Origin of the sequence: Gordonia phosphorivorans (assembly GCF_042432625.1) — a bacterium.
Lineage (GTDB): Bacteria > Actinomycetota > Actinomycetes > Mycobacteriales > Mycobacteriaceae > Gordonia > Gordonia phosphorivorans.
This window is the reverse complement of record NZ_JBHLWV010000005.1, coordinates 14,864-37,965: the sequence shown is the minus strand read 5'-3', so window position 1 is coordinate 37,965 and position 23,102 is coordinate 14,864. Positions and strand designations below refer to the sequence as shown.

Sequence of the window (23,102 nt, the reverse complement as noted above, 5' to 3'; positions counted from 1 at the left end):
GATCAGCGTGCCGCGGCCGCGATCGGCAGCGTCACCAGCATCAACGCCAACAGGAACCAGGCGGCACCCTGCCAGCCGACCCAGGAGCGGTGGCGGAGGTAGGTCCGCACGCCCAGGGCGAGGGCGCCCAGGCCACCGACCAGAAAGGCGATCGGCACGGCCAGCGCCAACGCGAACATGCGGTCGAGGATCCCGGACAGGACGAGCAGCACGAGGGCGATCACCACGACGACGGCCACATACATTAGCGGTCCTCGATAGGCAGACGGACTACCCCAGCGCTTCTCCACGTCTCGCTGACCGACGGTCATGGGTGGCTCGGGGGAGCGGGCGTTCGGGCGCGGTGGTGTGTTGTTCGTAGTCATACCTCCGGCTTACCACTGATGCCCAGGCAGCGACAGGTGCGCGCGCGGGGTCGCTGGTCAGGACCCGAGAATGGCCGCGACTTCCGGGGAGGCATAGAACGGTGCGAGGTGGTCGCGGACGATGCGCTCCAACTCGCCGCTCGCGGCGGCGGCGGCCAGCAGCGTGGGTCCCATCGCCACCGCGCGCTCGACGAGATCGTCACGGGTGAGGTCGATGTCCTCGATCAGGACGGCCGCGGGATGGTCGGCATAGGTGGCGAAGAAGCCGTCGATGAACGCATCGAGCAGCGCCAGCATCGGGGGACTGGCCGCCGCCGTGATGGCCACGTCCTGTGCCAGCCCGGCCACGCGCAGCGCGTCGTCGGGGGCCAGGAGCCGCTCGCCCCGCCCGGCCGGTCGGTCGGCGTACAGGTCGAAGACCTCCATGACGGCGGTCCGGGTCTGCGGGTCGTCAAGCGTGGCGATGATGATCTTGTTCAGACGCCCCATGGCGAACTCGGCGCCCTTGGCCGCGGTATCGCCGAACAGCTGCTCGAACTGTTCGCCGGTCTTGCCTATCGCCTTCCCGGCCACCGAGGTGCCCAGGTTCATCAGCGAACCGACCCCGGGGATCTTCTCGGCCATCGCGCGGTTGCCGGCCAGCACGTCGTTGACGATGCGGCCGACGAAACGAGAGGCCAGCGAAGCGACCAGGGGACTGGTGGTCAACTCGTCCAGGGCCCGTTCCAGGGCCGGGGTGAGCGCCAGAATCTCCTCGGAGAGGCGCTCGACGTGGTCGCGGTCCACCAGCTCCCGGAGGGTGTACTCCTCGGCGGGGCCGTCGGACAGGATCTGGGCGGCGGCCTCGGTGAGGGTGGTGGCGGTGGCGCTGGCCGGGACGCGGGTCGCGGACAGGCGGGCGAGTGCCTTCACCTCCGCGGGGTCCACGAGCTCGCCGACGGTCACCGTGGCGGCGGTGGCCAGGGCATCGTCGACGAGCGCGGTGATCAGACCCGGCACCTGGTCACCGGTCAGGCGGGCGAGGGTCCAGCGAACCTGCGCGTCGAGCAGTTGCTCGGCGATCGTGGCGTCGGCCATCGGTCAGCGGAGCCCGTCGCGGCGCTGCTGCTCCTCGAACTGCTGCGCCTGCGACTCGTGTCCGGGCACCGTGGAGATCAGGGGCTGCCCGCCGAACTCGCGGTACAGGGCGAAACCGATCAGCACCAGAGCCAGGACACCGCACGCGTAGGTGCTGCCCGGCACGTCCCCCCAGCCCAGGTTGACGATGTCGGCGATCATCCACACCACGCCGACCACCCCGAGGGCGACCATGACGACCAGAAACCCACTCACACGCATGCGCCGATCATGCCACGGCAACTCGTAGGCTCGAGGAATGAGCGCACCGGAGTCGTCGCACGCCCGCAGTCTGGATCGGGACACCGTCCTGTGCGTGTCCTTGGCGGCGCGGCCGTCGAACATCGGCACGCGCTTTCACAATTACCTCTACAACGCGCTCGGGCTGAACTACGTCTACAAGGCGTTCGCTCCCCGGGACATCGCCGCGGCCGTCGCCGGGATCCGGGGTCTGCCGATCCGCGGTGCCGCCGTGTCCATGCCGTACAAGGAGACCGTCCTGGACCTGGTGGACGTGACCGAGCCGTCGGCCGCGGCGATCGCTTCGGTGAACACCATCGTCAACGAGGCGGGGGTGCTGCACGCCTACAACACCGACTATCAGGCCGTCGTCGACCTGCTCGCCGTCTCCGAGTTCGACCGCGCGTGGTCGGTGGCGGTGGCCGGCAGCGGTGGCATGGCCAAGGCGCTGGTGGCTGCGCTGCGCGAAGCGGGCTTCACCGACGTGACGGTGGTCGCCCGCAACGCGCAGACCGGCACCGATCTGGCCGGTCGGTACGGCTTCACCTACCGCAGCGGCCTGGCCGACGATGCCCGCCCCGAACTTCTGGTCAACGCCACCCCGATGGGCATGGCCGGAGCCGACGCGGAGGAACTGCCGTTTCCGGAGGCAGTCGTCGACGCCGCGAAAGCCGGTTTCGACGTGGTCGCCCTGCCCCCGGACACCCCGCTGGTGCGCCGCCTGCGCACCGCCGGCAAGCCTGTGATCAGCGGCGACGCGGTGATCGCGGGCCAGGCCGCCGCGCAGTTCGCGCTGTACACCGGGATCACGCCGTCGCCGGAACTGATCGCCGAAGCCTCCGCCTATTCCCGGAGCGCAGCCACCGGGTGTTGATCCGATTATCGCCGGGCCGGGGGCAAACAATAGGATGGGGAGCCGTGACCCCCACCGATTTGGCTGCCTTGATCCGTACCGCGACGCTGGCCGTGTTCTCCGCGCGTGACCTGGACGTTTCGCTGGTGCCCGACACTGTGGTGGTGGAGCGTCCGCGCAACCCCGAGCACGGCGACTACGCGACCAACATCGCGCTTCAGGTGGGCAAGCGCGCCGGGGTGAACCCGCGCGAGCTGGCCGGCTGGCTGGTCGAGGAGTTGCGCGCCTCCGAAGGCATCGCCGACGCCGATCTGGCCGGACCGGGTTTTGTGAACCTGCGCCTGGCCGCGGCGGCGCAGAACGCCACGGTCGCCACCATCTTGGAGCAGGGCCGCGCCTACGGCCGCGGCGACGAACTGAGCACGGCCGTGGTGAACCTGGAGTTCGTCTCGGCGAACCCGACTGGGCCGATCCACCTGGGCGGCACCCGGTGGGCGGCCGTCGGCGACGCGCTGGGCCGCGTGCTGGCCGCTCGCGGTGCCGCGGTGACCCGCGAGTACTACTTCAACGACCACGGTGAGCAGATCACCCGCTTCGCGCGGTCGCTCGAGGCCGCGTCCTCCGGCGCCCCGGCCCCCGAGGACGGGTACGCCGGGGACTACATCTCCGAGATCGCCGACCAGGTGGTCGCGGCGGTGCCGGACGTGCTGAGCCTGCCCGAGGACGAGCGCCTGGAGACCTTCCGCTCCATCGGTGTGGACCTGATGTTCACCCACATCAAGAGCACGCTGAGCGACTTCGGCACCGTGTTCGACGTCTACACCCACGAGAACTCGATGTTCGACCGCGGCCTGGTGGAGGCGGCGATCGCCGAGCTCAAGGCCAGCGACAACCTGTACGAGGCCGACGGCGCCTGGTGGCTGCGATCGACCAACTACGGCGACGACAAGGACCGCGTGGTGCTCAAGAGCGACGGCAACGCCGCCTACATCGCCGGCGACATCGCCTACCTCAAGGACAAGCACGACCGCGGCTTCAACCACCTGATCTACATGCTCGGCGCCGACCACCACGGCTACGTGGTGCGGCTCAAGGCCGCCGCCGCCGCGCTCGGCTACGACGCCGAGCACGTCGAGGTCCTCATCGGTCAGATGGTGAACCTGGTCCGCGACGGCAAGCCGGTCCGGATGAGCAAGCGCGCCGGCACCGTGATCACCCTCGACGACCTCGTTGAGGCCGTCGGCGTCGACGCGGCCCGCTACGCGCTGATCCGCTCGTCGATCGACGTCAACATCGACATCGACATCGACCTGCTGCGCAAGCAGTCCTCGGACAACCCCGTCTACTACGTGCAGTACGCCCACGCGCGGCTGTGCGCACTGGCCCGCAACGCCGCCGAGCACGGTCTGCGCGCCGACCAGGCGCACCTGGACCTGCTGACCGATCCAGCCGAGGGCGAGTTGATCCGCACGCTCGGCGACTTCGGCGAGGTGGTCGCCACCGCGGCGGAACTGCGTGAGCCGCATCGGATTCCGCGGTACCTGGAGTCGCTGGCCGGTTCGTACCATCGCTTCTACGCCCACTGCCGGGTGCTTCCGCAGGGCGACGAGGAGGCCTCCGACGTGCACGCCGCCCGTCTCGCCCTGTGCGATGCCACCCGCCAGGTGTTGTCCAACGGACTCGAGCTGGTCGGCATCGGCGCCCCGGAACGGATGTAAGGGAACACTCATGGCTCACCCCGCAGGCCCCCGGCACGCCGAGATCCTCGCTGCTCCGCATCTCGCGGAGCGGCCGAGTTCGCCCGAAGCGATGGCCGAGATTCCCGCAAACGTCTTCCCGCGCAACGCTTCCCGGAACGCCGACGGCGTCCTCGAGGTGGCCGGTGTGACGGCCGATCGGCTCGCGCAGGACTACGGCACGCCGCTGTTCGTCTACGACGAGGCCGACTTCCGCTCGCGCTGCGCCGACATGCAGGCCGCCTTCGGCCCGTACGGCCGCGTGCACTACGCCTCGAAGGCGTTCCTCTCGGTCCAGGTGGCCAAGTGGGTGCAGTCCGAGGGGCTCTCCCTGGACGTGTGCACCGGCGACGAACTCGCCATCGCGTTGCACGCGGGCTTCCCGGCCGAGCGCATCGCGCTGCACGGCAACAACAAGAGCGAAGCCGAACTCGACGCCGCCCTCGCCGCGGGCGTCGGACACATCATTCTCGACTCGATGATCGAGATCGAGCGCCTGGACCGGCTGGCCGGTGAACGGGGCGTGGTGGCCGAGGTGCTGGTGCGCGTGACGCCCGGCGTGGAGGCGCACACGCACGAGTTCATCTCCACCGCGCACGAGGACCAGAAGTTCGGCTTCGCGCTGGCCGGCGGCGTCGCGATGAATGCCATCCGCGCCGTCTTCGCCACCGCGAACCTGCGTCTGGTGGGGCTGCACAGCCACATCGGTTCGCAGATCTTCGAGATCGACGGGTTCGAACTGGCCGCCCAGCGCGTGCTGTCGTTGCTCGCCGAGGTGGTCGAGGAGTTCGGCGTCGACAAGACCAGTCAGATCCGCATGCTGGATCTCGGTGGGGGACTGGGCATCGCCTACGTCCCCAGCGACGATCCGCCGCCGGTCAAGGCCCTCGCCGACTCGCTCGCCACGATCGTCGAGCGCGAGTCGGCGCGCCTGGGGCTGCCCATGCCGCTGATCGCCGTGGAGCCGGGCCGCGCGATCGCCGGTCCGGCCGGAATCACCCTGTACCGCGTCGGCACCATCAAGGACGTGGCGCTCGACGGCAAGACCGTGCGCCGCTACGTGTCCGTCGACGGCGGCATGAGCGACAACATCCGCACGGTGCTCTACGACGCCGAATACGACGTGCGGCTCGCCTCGCGCGAATCCTCGGCCAGCGCGGTGGTGTGCCGCGTGGTCGGCAAGCACTGCGAGAGCGGCGACATCGTGATCCGGGACTGCTGGCTGCCGGAGGATCTGGCGCCGGGCGACCTGCTGGCGGTGGGCGCCACCGGCGCCTATTGCTATTCGATGTCGAGTCGGTACAACATGGCGCCGCGACCCGCGGTGGTCGCGGTCAATGAGGGCACCTCGCGTCGCATTCTGCGACGCGAGACTGTCGAGGACTTCCTGAGCCTGGAGGTAGGCAATGAGTGACACCGGCGCACGCCCGATCGGCGTGGCTGTTCTCGGAATGGGCAATGTGGGCACCGAGGTGGTGCGCATTCTCACCGAGAGCGCCGACGACATTCGCTCCCGTGTCGGCGCCCCCGTGCAGGTGCGCGGCGTGGCGGTGCGCGATGCGGCGAAGACCCGTGCGGGGATCGACCCGGCGTTGCTGACCACCGACGCGGCCGCCCTGGTGGCCCGCGACGACGTGGACATCGTGGTGGAGCTGGTCGGCGGCATCGAGCCGGCGCGCACCCTGATCCGCGCCGCCCTGGAATCGGGGAAGTCGGTGATCACCGCGAACAAGGCGCTGATGGCGGTGCACGCCGGGGAGCTCTCCGAGGCCGCCGCGCGTCATCGCGTGGACCTGTACTTCGAGGCGGCGGTGGCCGGTGCGATCCCGGTGATCCGCCCGCTCACGCAGTCGCTGGCCGGTGATTCGGTGAACCGGGTGGCCGGCATCGTCAACGGCACCACCAACTACATCCTCTCGGAGATGGCCGAGACCGGCGCCGACTACCACGACGTCCTCGCCGAGGCCGGTCGCCTGGGCTACGCCGAGGCCGATCCGACCGCGGACGTCGAAGGCTACGACGCCGCGGCCAAGGCCGCGATCCTCGCGTCGATCGCCTTCCACAGCCGGGTGACCGCCGACGACGTGCACCGCGAGGGCATCACCGACATCACCCCGGCAGACCTGGACGCGGCCGCCAAGTTCGACTGCACGGTCAAGCTGCTCGCCATCTGCGAACGGATGACCGACGCCGACGGCGCCGAACGGATCTCGGCGCGGGTGTACCCGGCGCTGATTCCGCTCGAGCACCCGCTGGCCACCGTCAACGGCGCCTTCAACGCCGTGGTGGTGGAGTCGGAGAACGCCGGCCGCCTCATGTTCTACGGCCAGGGCGCCGGTGGCGCACCCACCGCCGCCGCCGTGATGGGCGACCTGGTGATGGCCGCGCGCAACCGGGTCAACGGCGGCCGCGGTCCGCTGGAGTCGACGTACGCGTCGCTGCCGATCGCCTCGATCGACGAGGCCCAGACGCGCTACTACGTGTCGATGCGGGTCGCCGACCGTCCGGGCGTGCTCGCCCAGGTCGCCGGCGAGTTCGCCAAGCAGGGCGTCAGCATCTCCGCCGTCCGGCAGGAGGGCGCAGGCGAGGAAGCCCGCCTGATCGTCGTCACGCATCGCGCCACCGACCGCGCACAGTCGGAAACTGTTGCCGCACTTGAACAGATGGACTCCGTGATCAAGGTGTCCAGCGTGCTCCGCCTGGAGGGAACCAATGACTAATCACACTCATGCGCCCGTGCACCGCGGCTGGCCCGGACTGATCGAGGCGTACCGCGATCGCATGCCGGTCGGCGACGACTGGGAGATCGTCACCCTCCTCGAGGGCGGCACCCCGCTGATCTCCGCCCCGTACCTCGGTGAGCTCACCGGGTGCGAGGTGTACCTGAAGGTGGAGGGCCTCAACCCGACCGGGTCGTTCAAGGACCGCGGCATGACGATGGCCGTCACCACGGCGGTCAACAACGGCAAGCGCGCGGTGCTGTGCGCCTCCACCGGCAACACCTCGGCCTCGGCCGCGGCGTACGCCACCCGCGCCGGGATCACCAGCGCCGTGCTGATCCCCGAGGGCAAGATCGCCATGGGCAAGCTGGCCCAGGCCGTGATGCACGGCGCCAAGGTGATCCAGGTGCAGGGCAACTTCGACGACTGCCTGGAACTGGCCCGCAAGGTGACCTCCGAGTTCAACGAGATCGAACTGGTGAACTCGGTGAATCCGGCGCGCATCGAGGGGCAGAAGACGGCCTCGTTCGAGATCGTCGACGTCCTGGGCCGCGCCCCCGACGTGCACGCGCTGCCGGTGGGCAACGCGGGCAACATCACCGCCTACTGGAAGGGCTACCGCGAGTACCACGCGGACGGCATCATCGACACGCTGCCGCGCATGCTCGGCGTGCAGGCCGCCGGCGCCGCCCCGCTGGTCCTGGGTCATCCGGTGACCAATCCGGAGACCATCGCCACCGCCATCCGCATCGGCGCGCCGGCCAGCTGGAATCAGGCGGTCGCCGCCAAGGACGAGTCGAACGGTCAGTTCCGCGCGGCCACCGACGAGAAGCTGCTGGAGGCCTACCGGCTGCTCGCGGCCAAGGTCGGCGTGTTCGTGGAGCCGGCCTCGGCCGCCAGCGTGGCCGGACTGCTGGCCGCGCACGCCGAGGGCTGGGTCAAGCCCGGCTCGCTCGTGGTGTGCACCGTCACCGGCAACGGCCTGAAGGATCCCGACACCGCGCTCAAGGACATGCCGCAGGTCCAGGCCATCCCGGTGGACCCGGTGGCCGTCGCCGACGCCCTCGGTGTGGGGTAGTCGACGCCGATGAGTGCTTCTCCCGCGGTCCGGGTCGGTGCGCCGGACGCCGATCTGCGCCTGGCCACCGGCCTGCGCACCGCCGTGCGCGTCCCGGCCTCGTCGGCCAATCTCGGTCCGGGCTTCGACTGCCTCGGCCTGGCGCTGGGCGTCTATGACGAGATCACGGTGGAGACCACCGCCGCCGACATCGTGGTGGAGGTCTCCGGTGCGGCGGCCGACGAGGTGCCGCGGGACGGCAGCCACCTGGTGGCGCGGGCGGTGGTGCGCGGACTGGAGTTCGCCGGCATGTCGGCGACGGGTCTGCGCCTGAACTGCGTCAACGTGATTCCGCATTCGCGGGGACTGGGTTCGTCGGCGGCCGCCGTGGTCGGCGGTCTGGCCGCGGCGTCGGCACTGATCGAGGCCGACGGTCGACGACCGGGCCTCACCGAGGACGAGCTGGTCCAGCTGTCCGGCGAGTTCGAAGGCCACCCCGACAACGCCGCGGCCAGTGTGCTCGGCGGTGCGGTGGTGACCTGGATGACCGAGGACGGCGGCTACTTCGCCCGCCGCGTGAGCACCCACCCGGCCGTGGTCGCGACCGCCTTCGTGCCGGAGATCCAATCGTCGACGTCGGTCACCCGCGGGCTGCTGCCCGACGCGGTGCCGCGCGGGGACGCCGTCTTCAACGTGAGCCGTGCGGCCCTGGCCGTGGTGGCGCTCACCGCGGAACCGGATCTGCTGTACGCGGCCACCGAGGACCGTCTGCACCAGGACTACCGGGGCCCGGCGCTGCCGGAGACGCACGCCCTGGTCACGGCGCTGCGCGACCGGGGCCATGCGGCCACCGTGTCCGGCGCCGGACCCGCGGTGCTGGTGCTGGGGACCGCCGAACTGGGCGAGGCGGACGCGGCCCTGGCCGCCGAGCACGGTTTCGTGATGACCGGCCTGCCGATCGGCGAGGGTGTGTCGACCCTGTCGTGACCACGGTGGTGCTACACTGGTGCCGTTCCGCCGCGAAGAATTCTGCGCTCGCTTCTTCACGAGCCACCGACGCGGCCGTCCTTTTCTCTCGGAATAACCGTTGATGTACGGGACAGGTCGCAATCTTCTCGCCGCGGCAGAGCATTGAGAACCTCCATACCACTGTCTCCAGTGGTCCCCGCGGCATCTGCCGCAGGGAACGAAAGGACATCCGTGACCGATACGGACCTGAGCACCCCCGACGCCGCCAAGCGTGGTCTCTCCTCCATGTTGCTGCCCCAGTTGCGCGGTCTGGCCGGTGAGCTGGGCATCAAGGGCACCTCGGGCATGCGCAAGGGCGACCTGATCGACGCCATCCGCACGCACCAGGGCGGAGGCGCCGGGCGTGCCCCGAAGGCCGACGCTCCCAAGGCCGAAGCCCCCAAGGCCGAGGCGCCCAAGACCGAGGCGCCCAAGACCGAGGCGCCCAAGACCGAGGCCGCCAAGACCGAAGCCCCGAAGGCCGAGGCGCCTAAGAACGAGGCTGCCAAGAACGAGGCGCCCAAGACCGAGGCTGCCAAGACCGACGCTCCCCAGCGGGAGGCGCGCACCGAGGGCCAGGCCCGCAACGGCGGCCAGTCGGGCGAGCAGGGCGACCAGCAGCAGTCCGAGGGCGGCCGCAACCGCCGCAACCGGAACGACAGGAACAGCGGCGACCGCAATCAGGGCGACCGCAACCAGGGCGACCGGAACCAGGGCGACAAGAACGCCGGGGACCAGGGCAACCAGGGCAATCGCGCGGCCGGCAATCGCGGCGGTCAGCGCAACCAGGATCACCAGTCCGACGATGACGGCGACGGCGGCGGCCGTCGCCGCGGGCGGCGCGTGCGCGAGCGCAACCGGCGCGGTCGCGAACGGGGCGGCGATCACGCCGAGCCGCAGCTGAACGAGGGCGACGTCGTCGCACCCGTCGCCGGCATCCTCGACGTCCTGGACAACTACGCGTTCGTCCGGACCTCCGGCTACCTGCCCGGCCCCAACGACGTCTACGTGTCGATGAACATGGTTCGTCGCTACGGCCTGCGCCGCGGCGATGCGATCACCGGTGCGGTCAAGGTGCCGCGCGAGACCGGTGACAACCAGCAGAGCAACCAGCGGCAGAAGTTCAACCCGATGGTGCGCCTGGACACGGTCAACGGCGGCGATCCGGAGCAGTCGCGCAAGCGGCCGGACTTCAACAAGCTGACGCCGCTGTACCCCAACCAGCGGCTGCGTCTGGAGACCACGCCCGATCGCATCTCGACCCGCGTGATCGACTTGATCATGCCTATCGGCAAGGGACAGCGCGCGCTGATCGTCTCGCCGCCCAAGGCGGGTAAGACCACGATCCTGCAGGACATCGCCAACGCGATCACCACCAACAATCCCGAATGCCACCTGATGGTGGTCCTCGTGGACGAGCGGCCCGAAGAAGTGACCGACATGCAGCGTTCGGTGAAGGGTGAGGTCATCGCCTCGACCTTCGACCGTCCGCCGTCCGATCACACCACGGTCGCCGAGCTCGCCATCGAGCGCGCCAAGCGGCTGGTGGAGCAGGGCAAGGACGTCGTGGTGCTCCTCGACTCGATCACCCGACTGGGCCGCGCCTACAACAACGCCTCCCCGGCGTCGGGCCGCATCCTGTCCGGTGGTGTCGATTCGACGGCGCTGTACCCGCCCAAGCGATTCCTCGGCGCCGCCCGCAACATCGAGAACGGTGGCTCGCTCACCATCATCGCCACCGCGATGGTCGAGACCGGGTCCACCGGTGACACGGTGATCTTCGAGGAGTTCAAGGGCACCGGCAACGCCGAGCTCAAGCTCGATCGCAAGATCTCCGAACGGCGCATCTTCCCGGCCGTCGACGTGAACCCGTCGGGTACGCGCAAGGACGAGCTGCTGCTCTCGCCCGAGGAGTTCGCGATCATGCACAAGCTGCGCCGGCTGCTCAGCGGCCTGGACAGCCAGCAGGCGATCGACCTGCTGCTGTCGCAGCTGAAGAAGACGCGCAACAACGTCGAATTCCTCATGCAGGTGCAGAAGACCGCACCCGGTTCGCTGGACCAGGACTAGTAGACATCCCGGAGGTAGCGGCCCTGCGCGCGTAGTTCGTCTAGGCGCGCACGGGCAGCTTCTTCGTCTAGATCCTCGTGGGCGGCGACGATGCCGGTCAAGGCGTCGTCGACGCTCTGCGCCATCGAATTCGCGTCGCCGCAGACGTACAGCACCGCACCGTCGCGCAGCCAGTGGTAGATGTCGGTGCCGTGCCCGTCCATCAGGTGTTGGACGTACACCTTCTCCTCCTGCTCGCGGGAGAAGGCCACGTCCAGGCGGTCCAGCACGCCGTCGGCGTGCAGCGCCGAGATCTCCTCGCGGTACAGGAAGTCCTGGTCGCGGTGCCGCGCTCCGTGGAACAGCCAGTTGCGGCCGCTGCCGCCGTCCTGCGCCCGCTCGTGCAGGAAACCGCGGAACGGCGCGATGCCGGTGCCCGGGCCGATCATGATGATGTCGGTGTCCGGCTCGGGCAGGCGGAAGTTCTTGTTCGGCGTCAGGTAGATCCCGACGGTGTCGCCGGGCTCGACCCGGTCGGCCAGGTAGGTCGACGCGGCGCCGCCGCGGTCGCGGCCCGCGCCCCAGTCCTCGGTGGCCAAATGGCGGATCGTCGCGGGCGTCAGATGCAGGGTGCCGTCGTGCACGCTCGGCGCCGACGAGATCGAGTAGGTGCGCGCGGTCAGCGGCCGCAGTTCGGCCAGCAGCGCCTCCGGGGTGGGGAACCAGTCCGGCTCCAGGGCGAGCAGATCGAGCACATCGCGTCCCCGCGCCCACGCCTCCAGGTCGGCGCGATCGCCGGCGAGCAGCTCGCGGGCGACCTCGTTGTCGAGCGCGGTGGCCAGGTGGTCGAGCAGGTACTGGGAGACCGACGTGATCTCGAAACCGTGGGTCAGCGCGGTGGTGAGCGTCTGGGTGCCCTTGCGGTCGGTGAGCTCGGTGTCGCCCGGGACGCCGAGGCGGTCGATGATGGCGGCGACCAGGTCGGGTGCGTTGCGCGGCAGCACCGAGACCGCATCGCCGGGCTGGTAGTCCAGGCCGGCATCGGAGATGTCGAGCACCAGGTGGTGCACCTCCTTACCGCTCGTGGGTGCCGTCAGCAGATTGTTCTCGATGACCCGCGCAGCGTACGGATTACGTCGTGACCAGCGAGGCTTACGCGCCGGACGGTCAGCGGTGGCGGTGGTGGGGGTCATCGAAGACGGACTCCTGGGACGAGTGAGGGACGGGGATGCTCTACTAGAATAATCGGCGGCGACCGGCCGCGACGTTATCGTCGCGGACAGTGATTTAGCACGCGCCCAGCACCTGTGGAATAATCGACCGGTCAGTCCGGTTCCGGTTCACATCGGCGCCTTCGCACCGATGACCCGGCGGCCACGAACATTAAGGACCCCCATGAAGCAAGACATTCACCCCCAGTACGAGGCGACCACCGTCGTCTGCGGTTGCGGCAACACCTTCGAGACCCGCAGCACCGCCAAGGGCGGTCGGATCAGCGTGGAAGTCTGCTCGCAGTGCCACCCGTTCTACACCGGCAAGCAGAAGATCCTCGACACCGGTGGCCGCGTCGCCCGCTTCGAGAAGCGGTACGGCAAGCGCCAGAAGTAGCTTTCCCACGACGCCCGGCTCACGATCTTCGCGATCGCTGGCCGGGCGTCGTTCGTTTCCGGGTCCACCGCCCGGTTCCCCGCAGGGTCCCCCCCATCAGAAGTCCCCCCATCAGAAGTCCCCCCCATCAGAATTCCCCAGGGCCGAGTTCAGGAGCGCAGCACACGTGAGCAGGCAGGCTACGGCGATCGACGACATCCTCGCCGAATACGCGGGACTGGAGGCGCAGCTGTCGGATCCGTCGCTGCACGACGATCCGGACAACGCCCGCCGGGTGGGTAAGCGCTTCGCGGAGCTCGGCCCGGTGATGGCCGCGTACACCCGGCTGACCGCGGCGCGCGAGGATCTGGCCGTCGCGCAGGAACTGGCCGAGGCCGATGCGGGCTTCGCCGCGGAGGTGCCGGCGCTGGAATCGGAGGTGGCGAGCCTGGATGCGACGCTGACCGATCTGCTGGCCCCGCGCGATCCGCACGACGGCGACGACGTGGTGCTGGAGGTGAAGTCCGGTGCCGGCGGCGAGGAGTCGGCCCTGTTCGCCGCCGACCTGGTGCGGATGTATCTGAAGTACTGCGAGCGTCGCGGCTGGAAGACCAGCGTGCTGGGCGTCACCGAATCCGATCTCGGCGGCTACAAGGACGCCACGATCTCGATCAAGGCGCGCGAAGCGTCGCGGGACGGGGTCTGGTCCCGCCTGAAGTTCGAGGGCGGCGTGCACCGGGTCCAGCGCGTGCCGGTGACCGAGTCGCAGGGCCGGATCCACACGTCCGCGGCCGGGGTGCTGATCTATCCCGAGCCCGACGAGGTCCCCGAGATCCAGATCGACGACTCCGATCTCCGGGTGGACGTCTACCGCAGCTCCGGCAAGGGCGGGCAGGGCGTGAACACCACCGACTCGGCGGTGCGCCTGACGCACCTGCCGACCGGCATCGTGGTCACCTGCCAAAACGAGCGGTCGCAGATCCAGAACAAGGCCCGCGCCATGCAGGTGCTCGCCGCGCGGCTGCAGGCCGCCGCGGACGAGGAGAAGGCCGCCGAGGCCGCGGCCGGGCGCGCCGCGCAGATCCGCACCGTGGACCGCTCCGAGCGCATCCGCACCTACAACTTCCCGGAGAACCGCATCTCCGATCACCGCATCGGGTTCAAGGCCAACAACCTGGACGCGGTGCTGGCCGGCGAGATGGACGCTCTGCTCGACGCGCTGGTGGAGGCCGACAAGCAGGCGCGCCTCGAGGAGCAGTGACGACTCCCTCGGGCGTCTCGGCCACGGCCCTGCGCGCCGGGGGAGCGGCCCGGCTCGCGGCCGCAGGCATCGATTCGGCGGCCGCCGACGCGTCCTGGCTGCTCGCGCACGTTCTGCAGGTGGAGCCCGGGCGATTGATCCTGGCCGACGACCCGACCGCGGCTCAGCGGGCCGAGTACGACGCGCTCATCGCCCGCCGCGCCGAGCGGATCCCGCTGCAGCATCTGACCGCCCAGGCGTCGTTCGCCGGCGTGGAGCTGGCGGTGGGGCCCGGCGTCTTCGTGCCGCGCCCGGAGACCGAACTGCTCGTCGAGTGGGCCGTGCGCGCGTGCGCCGACGCCGCCGAGGGCGGTCGGGCGGTCCGCGTCGTCGACCTGTGCTCGGGCAGTGGCGCCCTCGCCCTGGCGATCGCCGTCGCCGTGCCCGCCGCACAGGTGGTCGCGGTGGAGCGTTCCGCGGCGGCCCTGGAGTATCTGCGCGGCAACGTCGCCGCGCAGCCGGAGGCGGTCGCGGAGCGAGTACGCGTGATCGCCGGCGATGTGACCGATCCGGCCGTGTGGGCCGCACTGCCCGCGGCCGACGTGATCGTCTGCAATCCGCCGTACGTGCCGGCCGCGGCACCGGTCTCCCCGGAAGTGGAGCACGACCCGGCCGAGGCGGTCTTCTCCGGTGAGTCGGGCATGGATCTGATCGTCGAACTCGTTCCGCTGCTCGCGCAGGGGCTGCGTCCGGGCGGGGTGGTGGCGGTGGAGCACGACGACACCACCGCGGCGCAGACGATCGACGCGTTCGCCGCCGCCGACCGATTCACCGAGATCGTCGGACAGCGGGATCTGACCGGTCGGCCGCGTTATGTCACCGCGCGCCGAACGCATGCCGCACCCGTGAAAGGATGGACAGCGTGAGCGCCGTCTACGACTGCAGTGACCCGCACGAACGAGCCGCCGGCCTGCACGCCGCGGTAGGCGCGGCGCGCGCGGGACGACTGGTGGTGCTGCCCACCGACACCCTGTACGGGCTCGGCTGCGATGCCTTCGACTCCGAGGCCGTCAGCGCGCTGCTGGCCGCCAAGCACCGCGGTCGGGACATGCCGGTGCCGGTGCTGGTCGGCTCGTGGCACACCGTCGACGGGCTGGTGCAGCGGGTCAGTCCGGCCGCACGCGAGCTGGTGCAGTCGTTCTGGCCGGGCGGGCTGAGTCTGGTGGTGGAGCAGGCGCCGTCGCTGGCCTGGGATCTGGGCGACACCGACGGGACCGTGATGCTGCGCATGCCCCTGCATCCGGTGGCGATCGAGGTGTTGCGCGAGGTGGGGCCGATGGCCGTCTCCAGTGCCAACGTCTCCGGCAGTGCCCCGGCCGCCACGGTGGAGCAGGCCCGCGCTCAACTCGGTGACTCCGTCGCGGTGTACCTGGACGGGGGACCGGCCGAGCACGCGGTGGCCTCCACCATCGTCGACCTGACCGGGGAGCATCCGGTGGTGTTGCGCGAAGGCGCGGTACCCGTCGACGCTCTCGCCGAAGCCCTCGACCTGGATGCGGCCGACCTGCGGAGGCGGCCGTGAACGATCCGCGCGAGGCGCTGGCCGCCGCCGACCCGGAGCTGGCCGCGCTGATCGGCCGCGAGCAAGCGCGTCGCGATGCCGGGCTGCAACTGCTCGCCGCGGAATCGGTGGCCACCCCCGCGGTGCGGGCCGCCATGGCCTCGGTGCTCTCGGACAAGTACGCCGAGGGCTACCCGGGCCGCCGTTTCCACGGCGGCTGCGAGGTGGTCGACGAGGTCGAGGAGCTCGCCCGTGCCCGGGCCCGCACGCTCTTCGGTGCGGAGTACGTCAACGTGCAGCCGCTGTCCTGGGTGCTGGCCAACCTGGCCGTGCTGGCCGCCTTCGCCAAGCCCGGCGACCCGCTGCTGTCGCTGAGCCTGCGGCACGGCGGGCACCAGACGCACGGCTCGCGGGCCAACTCGTCGGGCCGCTGGTTCACCGTGGTGAACTACGGCGTCCGGCCGGACACCGAGCAGGTGGACTACGACAAGCTGCACGACCTGGCGATGATTCACCGCCCGCGCGTGCTGGTGGCCGGCGGCACCTCCTACACCCGCACCTGGGATCTGCCGCGGCTGCGGGCGATCGCCGACGAGGCCGGGTGCATCCTGTGGGTGGATGCCGCGCACCTGGCCGGACTGGCCGCGGGCGGCGTGCTCGACTCGCCGGTCCCGTACGCCGACGTGGTGACGGTGGCCACCAACAAAGTGATCCGCGGTCCGCGCGGCGGCCTGCTGCTGGCCCGCGCGGAGCACGCCGAAGCCCTCAACCGCGCGGTGTTCCCGTTCCTGCAGGGCGCACCGGCGATGCACTCCGTCGCCGCCAAGGCCGTCGCCTTCGCCGAAACGGCCACGCCCGCCTTCCGCGACTATGCGGGTCGGGTGGCCGCGACGGCGCGCGACCTGGTGGGGGTGCTCGCCGAACGCGGCCTGCGCCCGGTCGGCGGCGGCACCGACACCCACCTGGGCATTCTCGATGTGAGCGGCCTGGGCTTGACCGGCCGGGAGGCCACGGCGCGGCTGGCGGCGAGCGGCATCATCGTCGACAAGGCCGTCACCCCGTTCGACACCGCCCCGGTGACCGAGGGCTCGGCGATCCGCTTCGGCACCGCCGCCGCGGTGGCCGAGGGGCTGCGCGCCGATCAGGTGCCCGCCGTCGCCGAACTGATGGTCACGGCGCTGTCGGCGCCGGTCGACGACGCCGCGCGACACACCGCGGTGGCGCGCGAACTCGCGGCGTTGCGTGCCGAGTAGCCTGGCTGGCGTGACTGGATCGGGAAGCGGCGTGGGGCTGCTCGCGCTGGATTCCGTGGGCGGCGCCGGTGTGCCGCTGCGCGAGCTCGCTCTCGTCGGCCTCACGGCCGCCGGCATCACCTACCTCCTCACCGCACTGGTCCGGGTCTTCGCGGTCCGTGCCGGGGCGGTGGCCGTCCCGCGCGAACGCGACGTGCACTCGATCCCGACGCCGAGGCTCGGGGGAGTGGGCATGTACCTCGGCGTGGTCTGCGCCATCGCGCTGGCCGCACAGCTGCCCGCCCTCAACCGCGGTTTCGCCTACACCCCGGACATGATCGCGGTGATCACCGCGGGGCTGGTGATCGTGCTGGTCGGGGTGATCGACGACCGGTGGGGGCTGGACGCGCTCACCAAGTTCGTCGGCCAGATCACCGCGGCCGGCGTGCTGGTGGTGATGGGCGTGAGTTGGTACGTGGTCTACGTGCCCTTCGCCGACATCGGCACCGTGGTCCTCGATCCGCTGCAGGCGGGCCTGTTGACCGTGGTCATCACCGTCACCACCATCAATGCGATCAACTTCGTCGACGGACTGGACGGACTCGCCGCCGGACTGGGGCTGATCGCGTCCATCGCGATCCTCATCTTCTCGCTGGGCCTGCTGCACGATCAGGGCGGCGACGTGAACTACTACTCGCCGGCGCTCATCACCACCGCCCTGGCCGGTGCCTGCCTGGGCTTCCTGCCGCACAACTTCTCGCCCGCCCGGATCTTCATGGGCGACTCCGGCGCCATGCTGATCGGCCTGATGCTGGCGGCCGCGTCGACCAGTGCGTCGGGCCGTCCGGCCCTGAGCGCCTACGGCACCGCCGACATGTTCACGCTGCTGTCGCCGCTGATCCTGGTGGCCGCCGTGGTGTTCATCCCGCTGCTGGACATGGTCCTGGCGGTGATCCGCCGCACCCGCGCCGGAGTCAGCTTCGCCACGCCGGACAAGATGCACCTGCACCACAAGCTCCTCGAACTCGGGCACTCCGCTCGCCGGGTGGCCCTGCTGATCTACCTCTGGGTCAGCGTCCTGGCCCTCTCGGTGGCGGCCTGCACCTTGTTCTCGCCGCTCGCGGTGGCACCCTTCTTCGCCGTCGGCCTGGTGATCGCCCTGGCCGCCACCTTCGCTCCTCGGTTGAGTCGCAGGCTCGCCACTCGCTAGCCTTGGCGGGTGACCGACAACGCCGAGAACCCGCTTCCCCTCTCCGACGACGTAGCCGAAACCGTCTACGACTCGTTGGCCCCCCTCAAGAACGGCCTGCGTTTCGGCCTCCTCGGTCTGTTGGCGCTCACCCTGATCGGCCTGGTCATCTGGTGGCCGCTCGACGGCCTGCCCGGGGTGTGGGGCGTCCTCATCGGCGCCGGCGTGGGCGGCAGCTTCATTCTGTTGACCGTCGTCTCGATCATGGCGACCGCCAAGATGTCCCCGTCGATCACCATGGCCACGGTCATGGGGTCGTGGTTCATCAAGATGGTCGTGGTGCTGGTGGTGATGGCCGTGCTCGCGAATATGGACTTCTACTCCAAGGGCGCACTGGTCAGCATGCTCATCGGTGCCATCGTGGCGGTGCTCGGCTCCGAGGTCTGGGGCGTCATGAGCACCAACGCCCCGTACGTCGAACCGGAATCCTCTGAGGCCGGCGTCGGCGAAGACTCACCCCCCGCCGGGAAGTGATGAGTACCATAGTTCCGGGTGCTGACCTGCTACTACCTCAGATAGTAGGAGGTCGTGGGGCCGTGGAACCCCCCTGTCGGGGGGACCTGATTGGTTCGAGGGGCCCCCACCTTGATAAAGTTCTGCACGCACGACTACTGCGAACGCAACGCCGAAAGGCGCTGCCGCCGCACTGTGCCCGCACCGATAGCCGATCGAACCGGGAGTCCACGGGGCTCCTCGGTCCCGAACACGGGAGAGAACGCTGAGCGTCATCCTGGCCACTGCGACCCAGCTCAATGAGCACGGTCTGCTCCTCGCCGCCGAAGAGTTCCATACGCCGAGCCTGAAGGACTTCTTCCCGCCTGCGGTCCTGTTCGAGGGCACCGTTTTCGAGCTGAACCGCATCACGATCATGCGCGTCGTCATCTCGGTTCTGGTGGCAGCCTTCTTCGCGCTGGCCCTCCGCAGCGCCAAGCTGATCCCGCGCGGCGTGCAGAACGTGGCCGAGTCGATGATCGACTTCGTGCGGATCAACATCGCCGAAGAGATCCTGGGCAAGGAGAACGGCCGCCGGTTCCTGGCGATCATCGCCTCGATCTTCTTCGCGACGATCTTCCTGAACCTCTCGTCGATCGTGCCGTTCCTGAACATCTCCTCGAACGCTCGTATCGGCATGCCGCTGGTCATGGCCGGCGTCGCCTACATCACCTACCTGTGGGTCGGTATCGCCAAGTACGGCTTCTTCGGCTTCATCAAGTCCTCGATCGTGCTGCCCGGCGTCCCGCTGGCCATCCAGCCGCTGCTGATCCCGATCGAGTTCATCTCGACCTTCATCCTGCGTCCGTTCACGCTGACCATCCGACTCATGGCCAACATGCTGGCCGGTCACATCATGCTGGTGCTGTTCTTCGCGGCCACCCAGTACTTCCTGTTCAGCGGAACCTGGCACGTTGTCTTCGCACCCTTCGCCCTGCTGGCGGGCGTCGGCTTCACCTTCTTCGAGCTGCTGGTCATCGGCCTGCAGGCCTACATCTTCGCGCTGCTGACGGCGGTCTACATCGACCAGTCGCTGCACGCGGACCAGCACTGACCCCCCCGACTGCTCAACCCGAGCAGTCCGCCTGACCCATAGATCTGACTCACTCGTCCGCCCGGGCGGGGAGCCACCAAGAAAGAAAAGGGAATCGAAAAGATGAGCTACATCGCCCAGACTCTCGCCGACACCACCACCACCTTCGAAGGTTCCGGCTTCGGTGCCATCGGTTACGGCCTGGCCGCCATCGGCCCGGGCATCGGCGTGGGCATCGTGGCCGGCAAGGCCATCGAAGGTATCGCCCGCCAGCCCGAGCTCGCCGGCCAGATCCGCACCACCATGTTCCTGGGTATCGCACTCTCCGAGGCACTGGCGCTGATCGGTATCGTCGTCGGCTTCATCTTCTGATCTGAGCCATAGACATGATCAACACCACTGACGTGTACTTCCTCGCTGAGGAAGCCACAGAGGATCTGAACCCGCTGTTGCCGGCGTGGTACGACATCATCTGGTCGTTGGTCGCCTTCGCCGTCGTCCTCTTCGTCTTCTGGAAGTACGTGATTCCGCGTTACCAGAAGGTGCTGGATGAGCGTCGAGAGACCATCGAGGGTGGCATCGAGCGTGCCGAGGCCGCACAGGCCGAAGCCAACGCTTCGCTCGCCGCCTACCGCGAACAGCTGGCCGGTGCCCGTGAGGAAGCCGCTGGTATCCGTGACGAGGCGCGCCAGCAGGGCACGCAGATCATCGCGGACATGAAGACCCAGGCCACCGCGGAAAGTGATCGGATCATCGCCAACGGCGCTGCTCAGCTGGCCGCTCAGCGTCAGCAGATCGTTTCCGAGCTGCGCAGCGACGTGGGCCGCCTGTCGGTCGACCTCGCTGAGAAGCTGGTCGCCACCGAGCTGTCCGACGGCACCAAGCAGGCCGGCACCGTCAATCGGTTCCTCGCGGAGCTCGACGACGTCGCCGATCAGGCCGCGAAGTAAGAGTTCCGATGATGACGGAGTCAGGTGCAGGTCGGCGGAGAGATCTTCGCCGAACCTGCGACCGTCTCCGTCGTGCCATGCCACTAGAAGGAATGTAGGTAGATGTACGCAGCGTCAAGCCGCGAAGCCCTCGAAGGCGCCCGCGTCGAGCTGGAAGCCGCCCTGCGCGGACTTCCGAGCGCGGAGGCGGTCACCATCGGTGACGAGTTGCTCTCGTTCGCCCAGACCGTGTCCGACAATCGTGCGCTGCGTACTGCTCTGGCCGACTCGGCCACGCCGACCGCGGCCCGCGCCGACATCGCTCGCGACCTGCTCGCGGGCAAGGTCTCCGAGGTCACGCGCACCACGGTGGCTTCGGCCACCGCGCGCCACTGGTCCCGAGACACCGACCTGGCTTCGGCACTGCAGGAGCTGGGCCGCGAAGCCATGCTGGCCTCGGCGAAGTCCGACGGTCGCCTGGACACGGTCGAGGAAGAGCTGTTCCTGCTCGGCCGGACCGTCAAGGAGAACACCGAGCTCGAGCAGGCGCTCTCCGACCGCACGCGGCCGGAAGCCGATCGCGCAGCGCTCCTCGGTCGGCTGATCGACGGCAAGGTCGACGAGGTCACTCGTCGTCTGGCCGTGCAGGCAGTCGTCACCAGCACCGAAGCGCCGGGTGATGTCATCGACGAGCTCTCCGGGCTCGCCGCCGGCGCCAACGGCCGCAAGGTCGCCTACGTCACCTCCGCCGGCGAACTGTCCGCTGCGCAGCGGACCGATCTGGCCGACAAGCTGTCGGGCATCTACGGCGCGCAGGTCACCCTGCACGTCGAGATCGACCCGGAGCTGCTCGGCGGCGTCGTCGTCCGTGTCGGCGACGAACGTATCGACGGCAGTATCGCCGGCAAGCTCGCGGCCCTGCGCCGCGGCCTGCGGTGACCACCCAAGCAACAACGATTCCCCAACCCTTTAAGCAAGCCCAGGAAGAGCAGGCAGGAATATGGCCGAGTTGACCATCTCCTCCGATGAGATTCGGAGCGCGATCGCAAATTACACCGAGGAGGTGCGCGGGGAGGCCACTCGTGAAGAGATCGGCCTCGTCACCGACACCGGCGACGGCATCGCTCATGTGAGCGGACTGCCCGGCGCCATGGCGAACGAACTGCTGGAGTTCCCCGGTGGTATCCGCGGTGTCGCACTGAACCTCGACCTGGATGCGGTCGGCGCCGTCATCCTGGGTGATTACGAGAACATCCAAGAGGGCCAGGAAGTCAAGCGGACCGGCAACGTGCTGTCGGTGCCGGTCGGCGACAGCTTCCTCGGTCGCGTCATCAACCCGCTCGGCCAGCCGATCGACGGCCTGGGCACCATCGAGTCCGACGAAGAGCGCGTCCTGGAACTGCAGGCCGCCTCGGTGCTCGAGCGCCAGCCGGTCGAGGAGTCCCTGGCCACCGGTATCAAGGCCATCGACGCCATGACCGCCATCGGCCGCGGCCAGCGTCAGCTGATCATCGGCGACCGTAAGACCGGTAAGACCGCGGTCTGCATCGACGCGATCCTGAACCAGAAGGACAACTGGGCGACCGGCGACCCGGAGCAGCAGGTTCGCTGCATCTACGTCGCCATCGGCCAGAAGGGTTCGACCATCGCCGGTGTCAAGACCGCGCTGGAAGAGGCCGGAGCGATGGAGTACACCACCATCGTCGCCGCCCCCGCGTCCGACTCGGCCGGCTTCAAGTGGCTGGCTCCGTACACCGGCTCGGCCCTCGGCCAGCACTGGATGTACCAGGGCAAGCACGTCCTCATCGTGTTCGACGACCTGTCGAAGCAGGCTGAGGCCTACCGCGCCATCTCGCTGCTGCTGCGTCGCCCGCCGGGCCGCGAGGCGTACCCGGGTGACGTCTTCTACCTGCACTCGCGTCTGCTGGAGCGTTGCGCCAAGCTGTCCGACGAGCTCGGCGGTGGTTCGATGACCGGTCTGCCGATCATCGAGACCAAGGCCAACGACGTCTCGGCGTTCATTCCGACCAACGTCATCTCGATCACCGACGGCCAGGTCTTCCTGGAGTCGGACCTGTTCAACAAGGGCGTCCGTCCGGCCATCAACGTCGGTATCTCGGTCTCCCGTGTCGGTGGCGCCGCCCAGACCAAGGGTCTGAAGGACGTCTCCGGTTCGCTGCGTCTGGAACTGGCCCAGTTCCGTGAGCTGGAAGCCTTCTCGGCCTTCGCTTCGGACCTGGACGCCGCGTCGAAGGCTCAGCTCGAGCGCGGTGCCCGCTGGGTGGAACTGCTCAAGCAGGATCAGTACACCCCGGCCGCCGTCGAGGACCAGATCGTCTCGCTGTACCTGTGTGGCGAAGGCTTCATGGACTCGGTGCCCGTCGCCGACATCCGTCGCTTCGAGGCCGAGCTGCTGGGCGACCTGCACCACAGCGCCAAGGGCGTCTACGCCAACATCGAGGGCGGCAAGAAGCTGAGCGCGGAGGACAAGGCCGCACTGGCCACGGCCACCGACAACTTCAAGGCCGGCTTCATCGCCTCGGACGGCTCGCGAGTGGTCGAGGTCGACGCCGACCCGTTGGCCGCTGAGGACGTCGAGCCCGAGACGATCCGAGTGACGAAGAAGACGAAGTAG

General features: G+C 69.2%; 23 protein-coding genes. 19 read left to right on the top strand and 4 right to left on the bottom strand.

What is annotated here, in order from left to right:
- Positions 1 to 2: 2 nt before the first annotated feature.
- From ACFFJD_RS01295 to ACFFJD_RS01285, 3 genes are all read right to left on the bottom strand, one after another.
- Positions 3 to 245 carry a hypothetical protein gene (locus ACFFJD_RS01295; protein ID WP_382359743.1) on the bottom strand — a complete coding sequence of 81 codons (243 nt, stop codon included), beginning with the start codon at positions 243 to 245 and terminating at the stop codon, positions 3 to 5.
- Between the two features lie 177 nt (positions 246 to 422).
- A complete protein-coding gene (locus tag ACFFJD_RS01290) occupies positions 423 to 1,442 on the bottom strand; it encodes a hypothetical protein (RefSeq protein WP_382359740.1) in 1,020 nt (339 codons plus the stop codon).
- A gap of 3 nt (positions 1,443 to 1,445) precedes the next feature.
- A complete protein-coding gene (locus ACFFJD_RS01285; RefSeq protein ID WP_382359737.1) occupies positions 1,446 to 1,703 on the bottom strand; it encodes a hypothetical protein in 258 nt (85 codons plus the stop codon).
- A gap of 37 nt (positions 1,704 to 1,740) precedes the next feature.
- Between ACFFJD_RS01285 and ACFFJD_RS01280 the strand changes: the two genes are divergently transcribed.
- The 7 genes from ACFFJD_RS01280 (at position 1,741) to rho (ending at position 11,165) form a co-directional block, all read left to right on the top strand.
- Positions 1,741 to 2,595, top strand: a complete 855-nt coding sequence (locus ACFFJD_RS01280; protein ID WP_382359734.1) for a shikimate 5-dehydrogenase — start codon at positions 1,741 to 1,743, stop codon at positions 2,593 to 2,595.
- Positions 2,596 to 2,639: 44 nt separating this feature from the next.
- Positions 2,640 to 4,292, top strand: coding sequence for an arginine--tRNA ligase (argS, locus tag ACFFJD_RS01275; RefSeq protein ID WP_382359731.1), 1,653 nt, complete (start codon positions 2,640 to 2,642; stop codon positions 4,290 to 4,292).
- 10 nt (positions 4,293 to 4,302) lie between these two features.
- The gene (gene lysA, locus ACFFJD_RS01270) at positions 4,303 to 5,724 is read left to right on the top strand and encodes a diaminopimelate decarboxylase (RefSeq protein WP_382359728.1); all 1,422 of its coding nucleotides are present in this window, start codon (positions 4,303 to 4,305) and stop codon (positions 5,722 to 5,724) included.
- On the top strand, positions 5,717 to 7,030 hold the full coding sequence (locus ACFFJD_RS01265; protein WP_382359725.1) for a homoserine dehydrogenase: 1,314 nt from the start codon (positions 5,717 to 5,719) through the stop codon (positions 7,028 to 7,030). Before lysA ends, ACFFJD_RS01265 begins: the two co-directional genes overlap by 8 nt.
- On the top strand, positions 7,023 to 8,108 hold the full coding sequence (thrC, locus tag ACFFJD_RS01260) for a threonine synthase (RefSeq protein WP_382359722.1): 1,086 nt from the start codon (positions 7,023 to 7,025) through the stop codon (positions 8,106 to 8,108). The genes ACFFJD_RS01265 and thrC overlap by 8 nt, the downstream gene beginning before the upstream one ends.
- Before the next feature lie 9 nt (positions 8,109 to 8,117).
- A complete protein-coding gene (gene thrB, locus ACFFJD_RS01255) occupies positions 8,118 to 9,074 on the top strand; it encodes a homoserine kinase (RefSeq protein WP_382359719.1) in 957 nt (318 codons plus the stop codon).
- Positions 9,075 to 9,287: 213 nt separating this feature from the next.
- Positions 9,288 to 11,165 (top strand): transcription termination factor Rho, encoded by a 1,878-nt coding sequence (rho, locus tag ACFFJD_RS01250; protein ID WP_382359716.1) that lies wholly within the window; start codon positions 9,288 to 9,290, stop codon positions 11,163 to 11,165.
- Here the strand turns inward: rho and ACFFJD_RS01245 are convergent.
- Complete coding sequence (locus tag ACFFJD_RS01245) at positions 11,162 to 12,337, bottom strand: diflavin oxidoreductase (protein ID WP_382359713.1); 1,176 nt, start codon at positions 12,335 to 12,337, stop codon at positions 11,162 to 11,164. The genes rho and ACFFJD_RS01245 overlap by 4 nt on opposite strands.
- Positions 12,338 to 12,539: 202 nt before the next feature.
- Here ACFFJD_RS01245 and rpmE point away from each other — a divergent pair, with 202 nt between their 5' ends.
- The 12 genes from rpmE to atpA all read left to right on the top strand — a co-directional run bounded on the left by rpmE (position 12,540) and on the right by atpA (position 23,102).
- Positions 12,540 to 12,752: a 50S ribosomal protein L31 gene (gene rpmE / locus ACFFJD_RS01240; protein ID WP_382359710.1), complete on the top strand. Its 213-nt coding sequence runs from the start codon at positions 12,540 to 12,542 to the stop codon at positions 12,750 to 12,752.
- 166 nt (positions 12,753 to 12,918) lie between these two features.
- A complete protein-coding gene (gene prfA / locus ACFFJD_RS01235) occupies positions 12,919 to 13,992 on the top strand; it encodes a peptide chain release factor 1 (RefSeq protein ID WP_382359707.1) in 1,074 nt (357 codons plus the stop codon).
- Complete coding sequence (gene prmC, locus ACFFJD_RS01230) at positions 13,989 to 14,897, top strand: peptide chain release factor N(5)-glutamine methyltransferase (protein WP_382359704.1); 909 nt, start codon at positions 13,989 to 13,991, stop codon at positions 14,895 to 14,897. Before prfA ends, prmC begins: the two co-directional genes overlap by 4 nt.
- A complete protein-coding gene (locus tag ACFFJD_RS01225) occupies positions 14,894 to 15,553 on the top strand; it encodes an L-threonylcarbamoyladenylate synthase (protein ID WP_382359701.1) in 660 nt (219 codons plus the stop codon). The genes prmC and ACFFJD_RS01225 overlap by 4 nt, the downstream gene beginning before the upstream one ends.
- Positions 15,550 to 16,785, top strand: a complete 1,236-nt coding sequence (gene glyA / locus ACFFJD_RS01220; protein ID WP_382359698.1) for a serine hydroxymethyltransferase — start codon at positions 15,550 to 15,552, stop codon at positions 16,783 to 16,785. Before ACFFJD_RS01225 ends, glyA begins: the two co-directional genes overlap by 4 nt.
- Positions 16,786 to 16,795: 10 nt before the next feature.
- Positions 16,796 to 17,974 carry a glycosyltransferase family 4 protein gene (locus ACFFJD_RS01215; protein WP_382359695.1) on the top strand — a complete coding sequence of 393 codons (1,179 nt, stop codon included), beginning with the start codon at positions 16,796 to 16,798 and terminating at the stop codon, positions 17,972 to 17,974.
- A gap of 9 nt (positions 17,975 to 17,983) precedes the next feature.
- Positions 17,984 to 18,487, top strand: a complete 504-nt coding sequence (locus tag ACFFJD_RS01210; protein WP_382359692.1) for a Cg1360 family ATP-synthase-associated protein — start codon at positions 17,984 to 17,986, stop codon at positions 18,485 to 18,487.
- Between the two features lie 244 nt (positions 18,488 to 18,731).
- Complete coding sequence (gene atpB / locus ACFFJD_RS01205; RefSeq protein ID WP_382359868.1) at positions 18,732 to 19,559, top strand: F0F1 ATP synthase subunit A; 828 nt, start codon at positions 18,732 to 18,734, stop codon at positions 19,557 to 19,559.
- Positions 19,560 to 19,661: 102 nt separating this feature from the next.
- On the top strand, positions 19,662 to 19,910 hold the full coding sequence (locus ACFFJD_RS01200) for an ATP synthase F0 subunit C (RefSeq protein ID WP_005937765.1): 249 nt from the start codon (positions 19,662 to 19,664) through the stop codon (positions 19,908 to 19,910).
- Between the two features lie 14 nt (positions 19,911 to 19,924).
- Entirely contained in the window at positions 19,925 to 20,488 is a 564-nt protein-coding gene (locus ACFFJD_RS01195; protein WP_382359689.1) for a F0F1 ATP synthase subunit B, read from the top strand.
- Positions 20,489 to 20,590: 102 nt separating this feature from the next.
- Positions 20,591 to 21,406, top strand: a complete 816-nt coding sequence (locus ACFFJD_RS01190; RefSeq protein ID WP_382359686.1) for a F0F1 ATP synthase subunit delta — start codon at positions 20,591 to 20,593, stop codon at positions 21,404 to 21,406.
- A gap of 61 nt (positions 21,407 to 21,467) precedes the next feature.
- On the top strand, positions 21,468 to 23,102 hold the full coding sequence (atpA, locus tag ACFFJD_RS01185; RefSeq protein WP_382359683.1) for a F0F1 ATP synthase subunit alpha: 1,635 nt from the start codon (positions 21,468 to 21,470) through the stop codon (positions 23,100 to 23,102).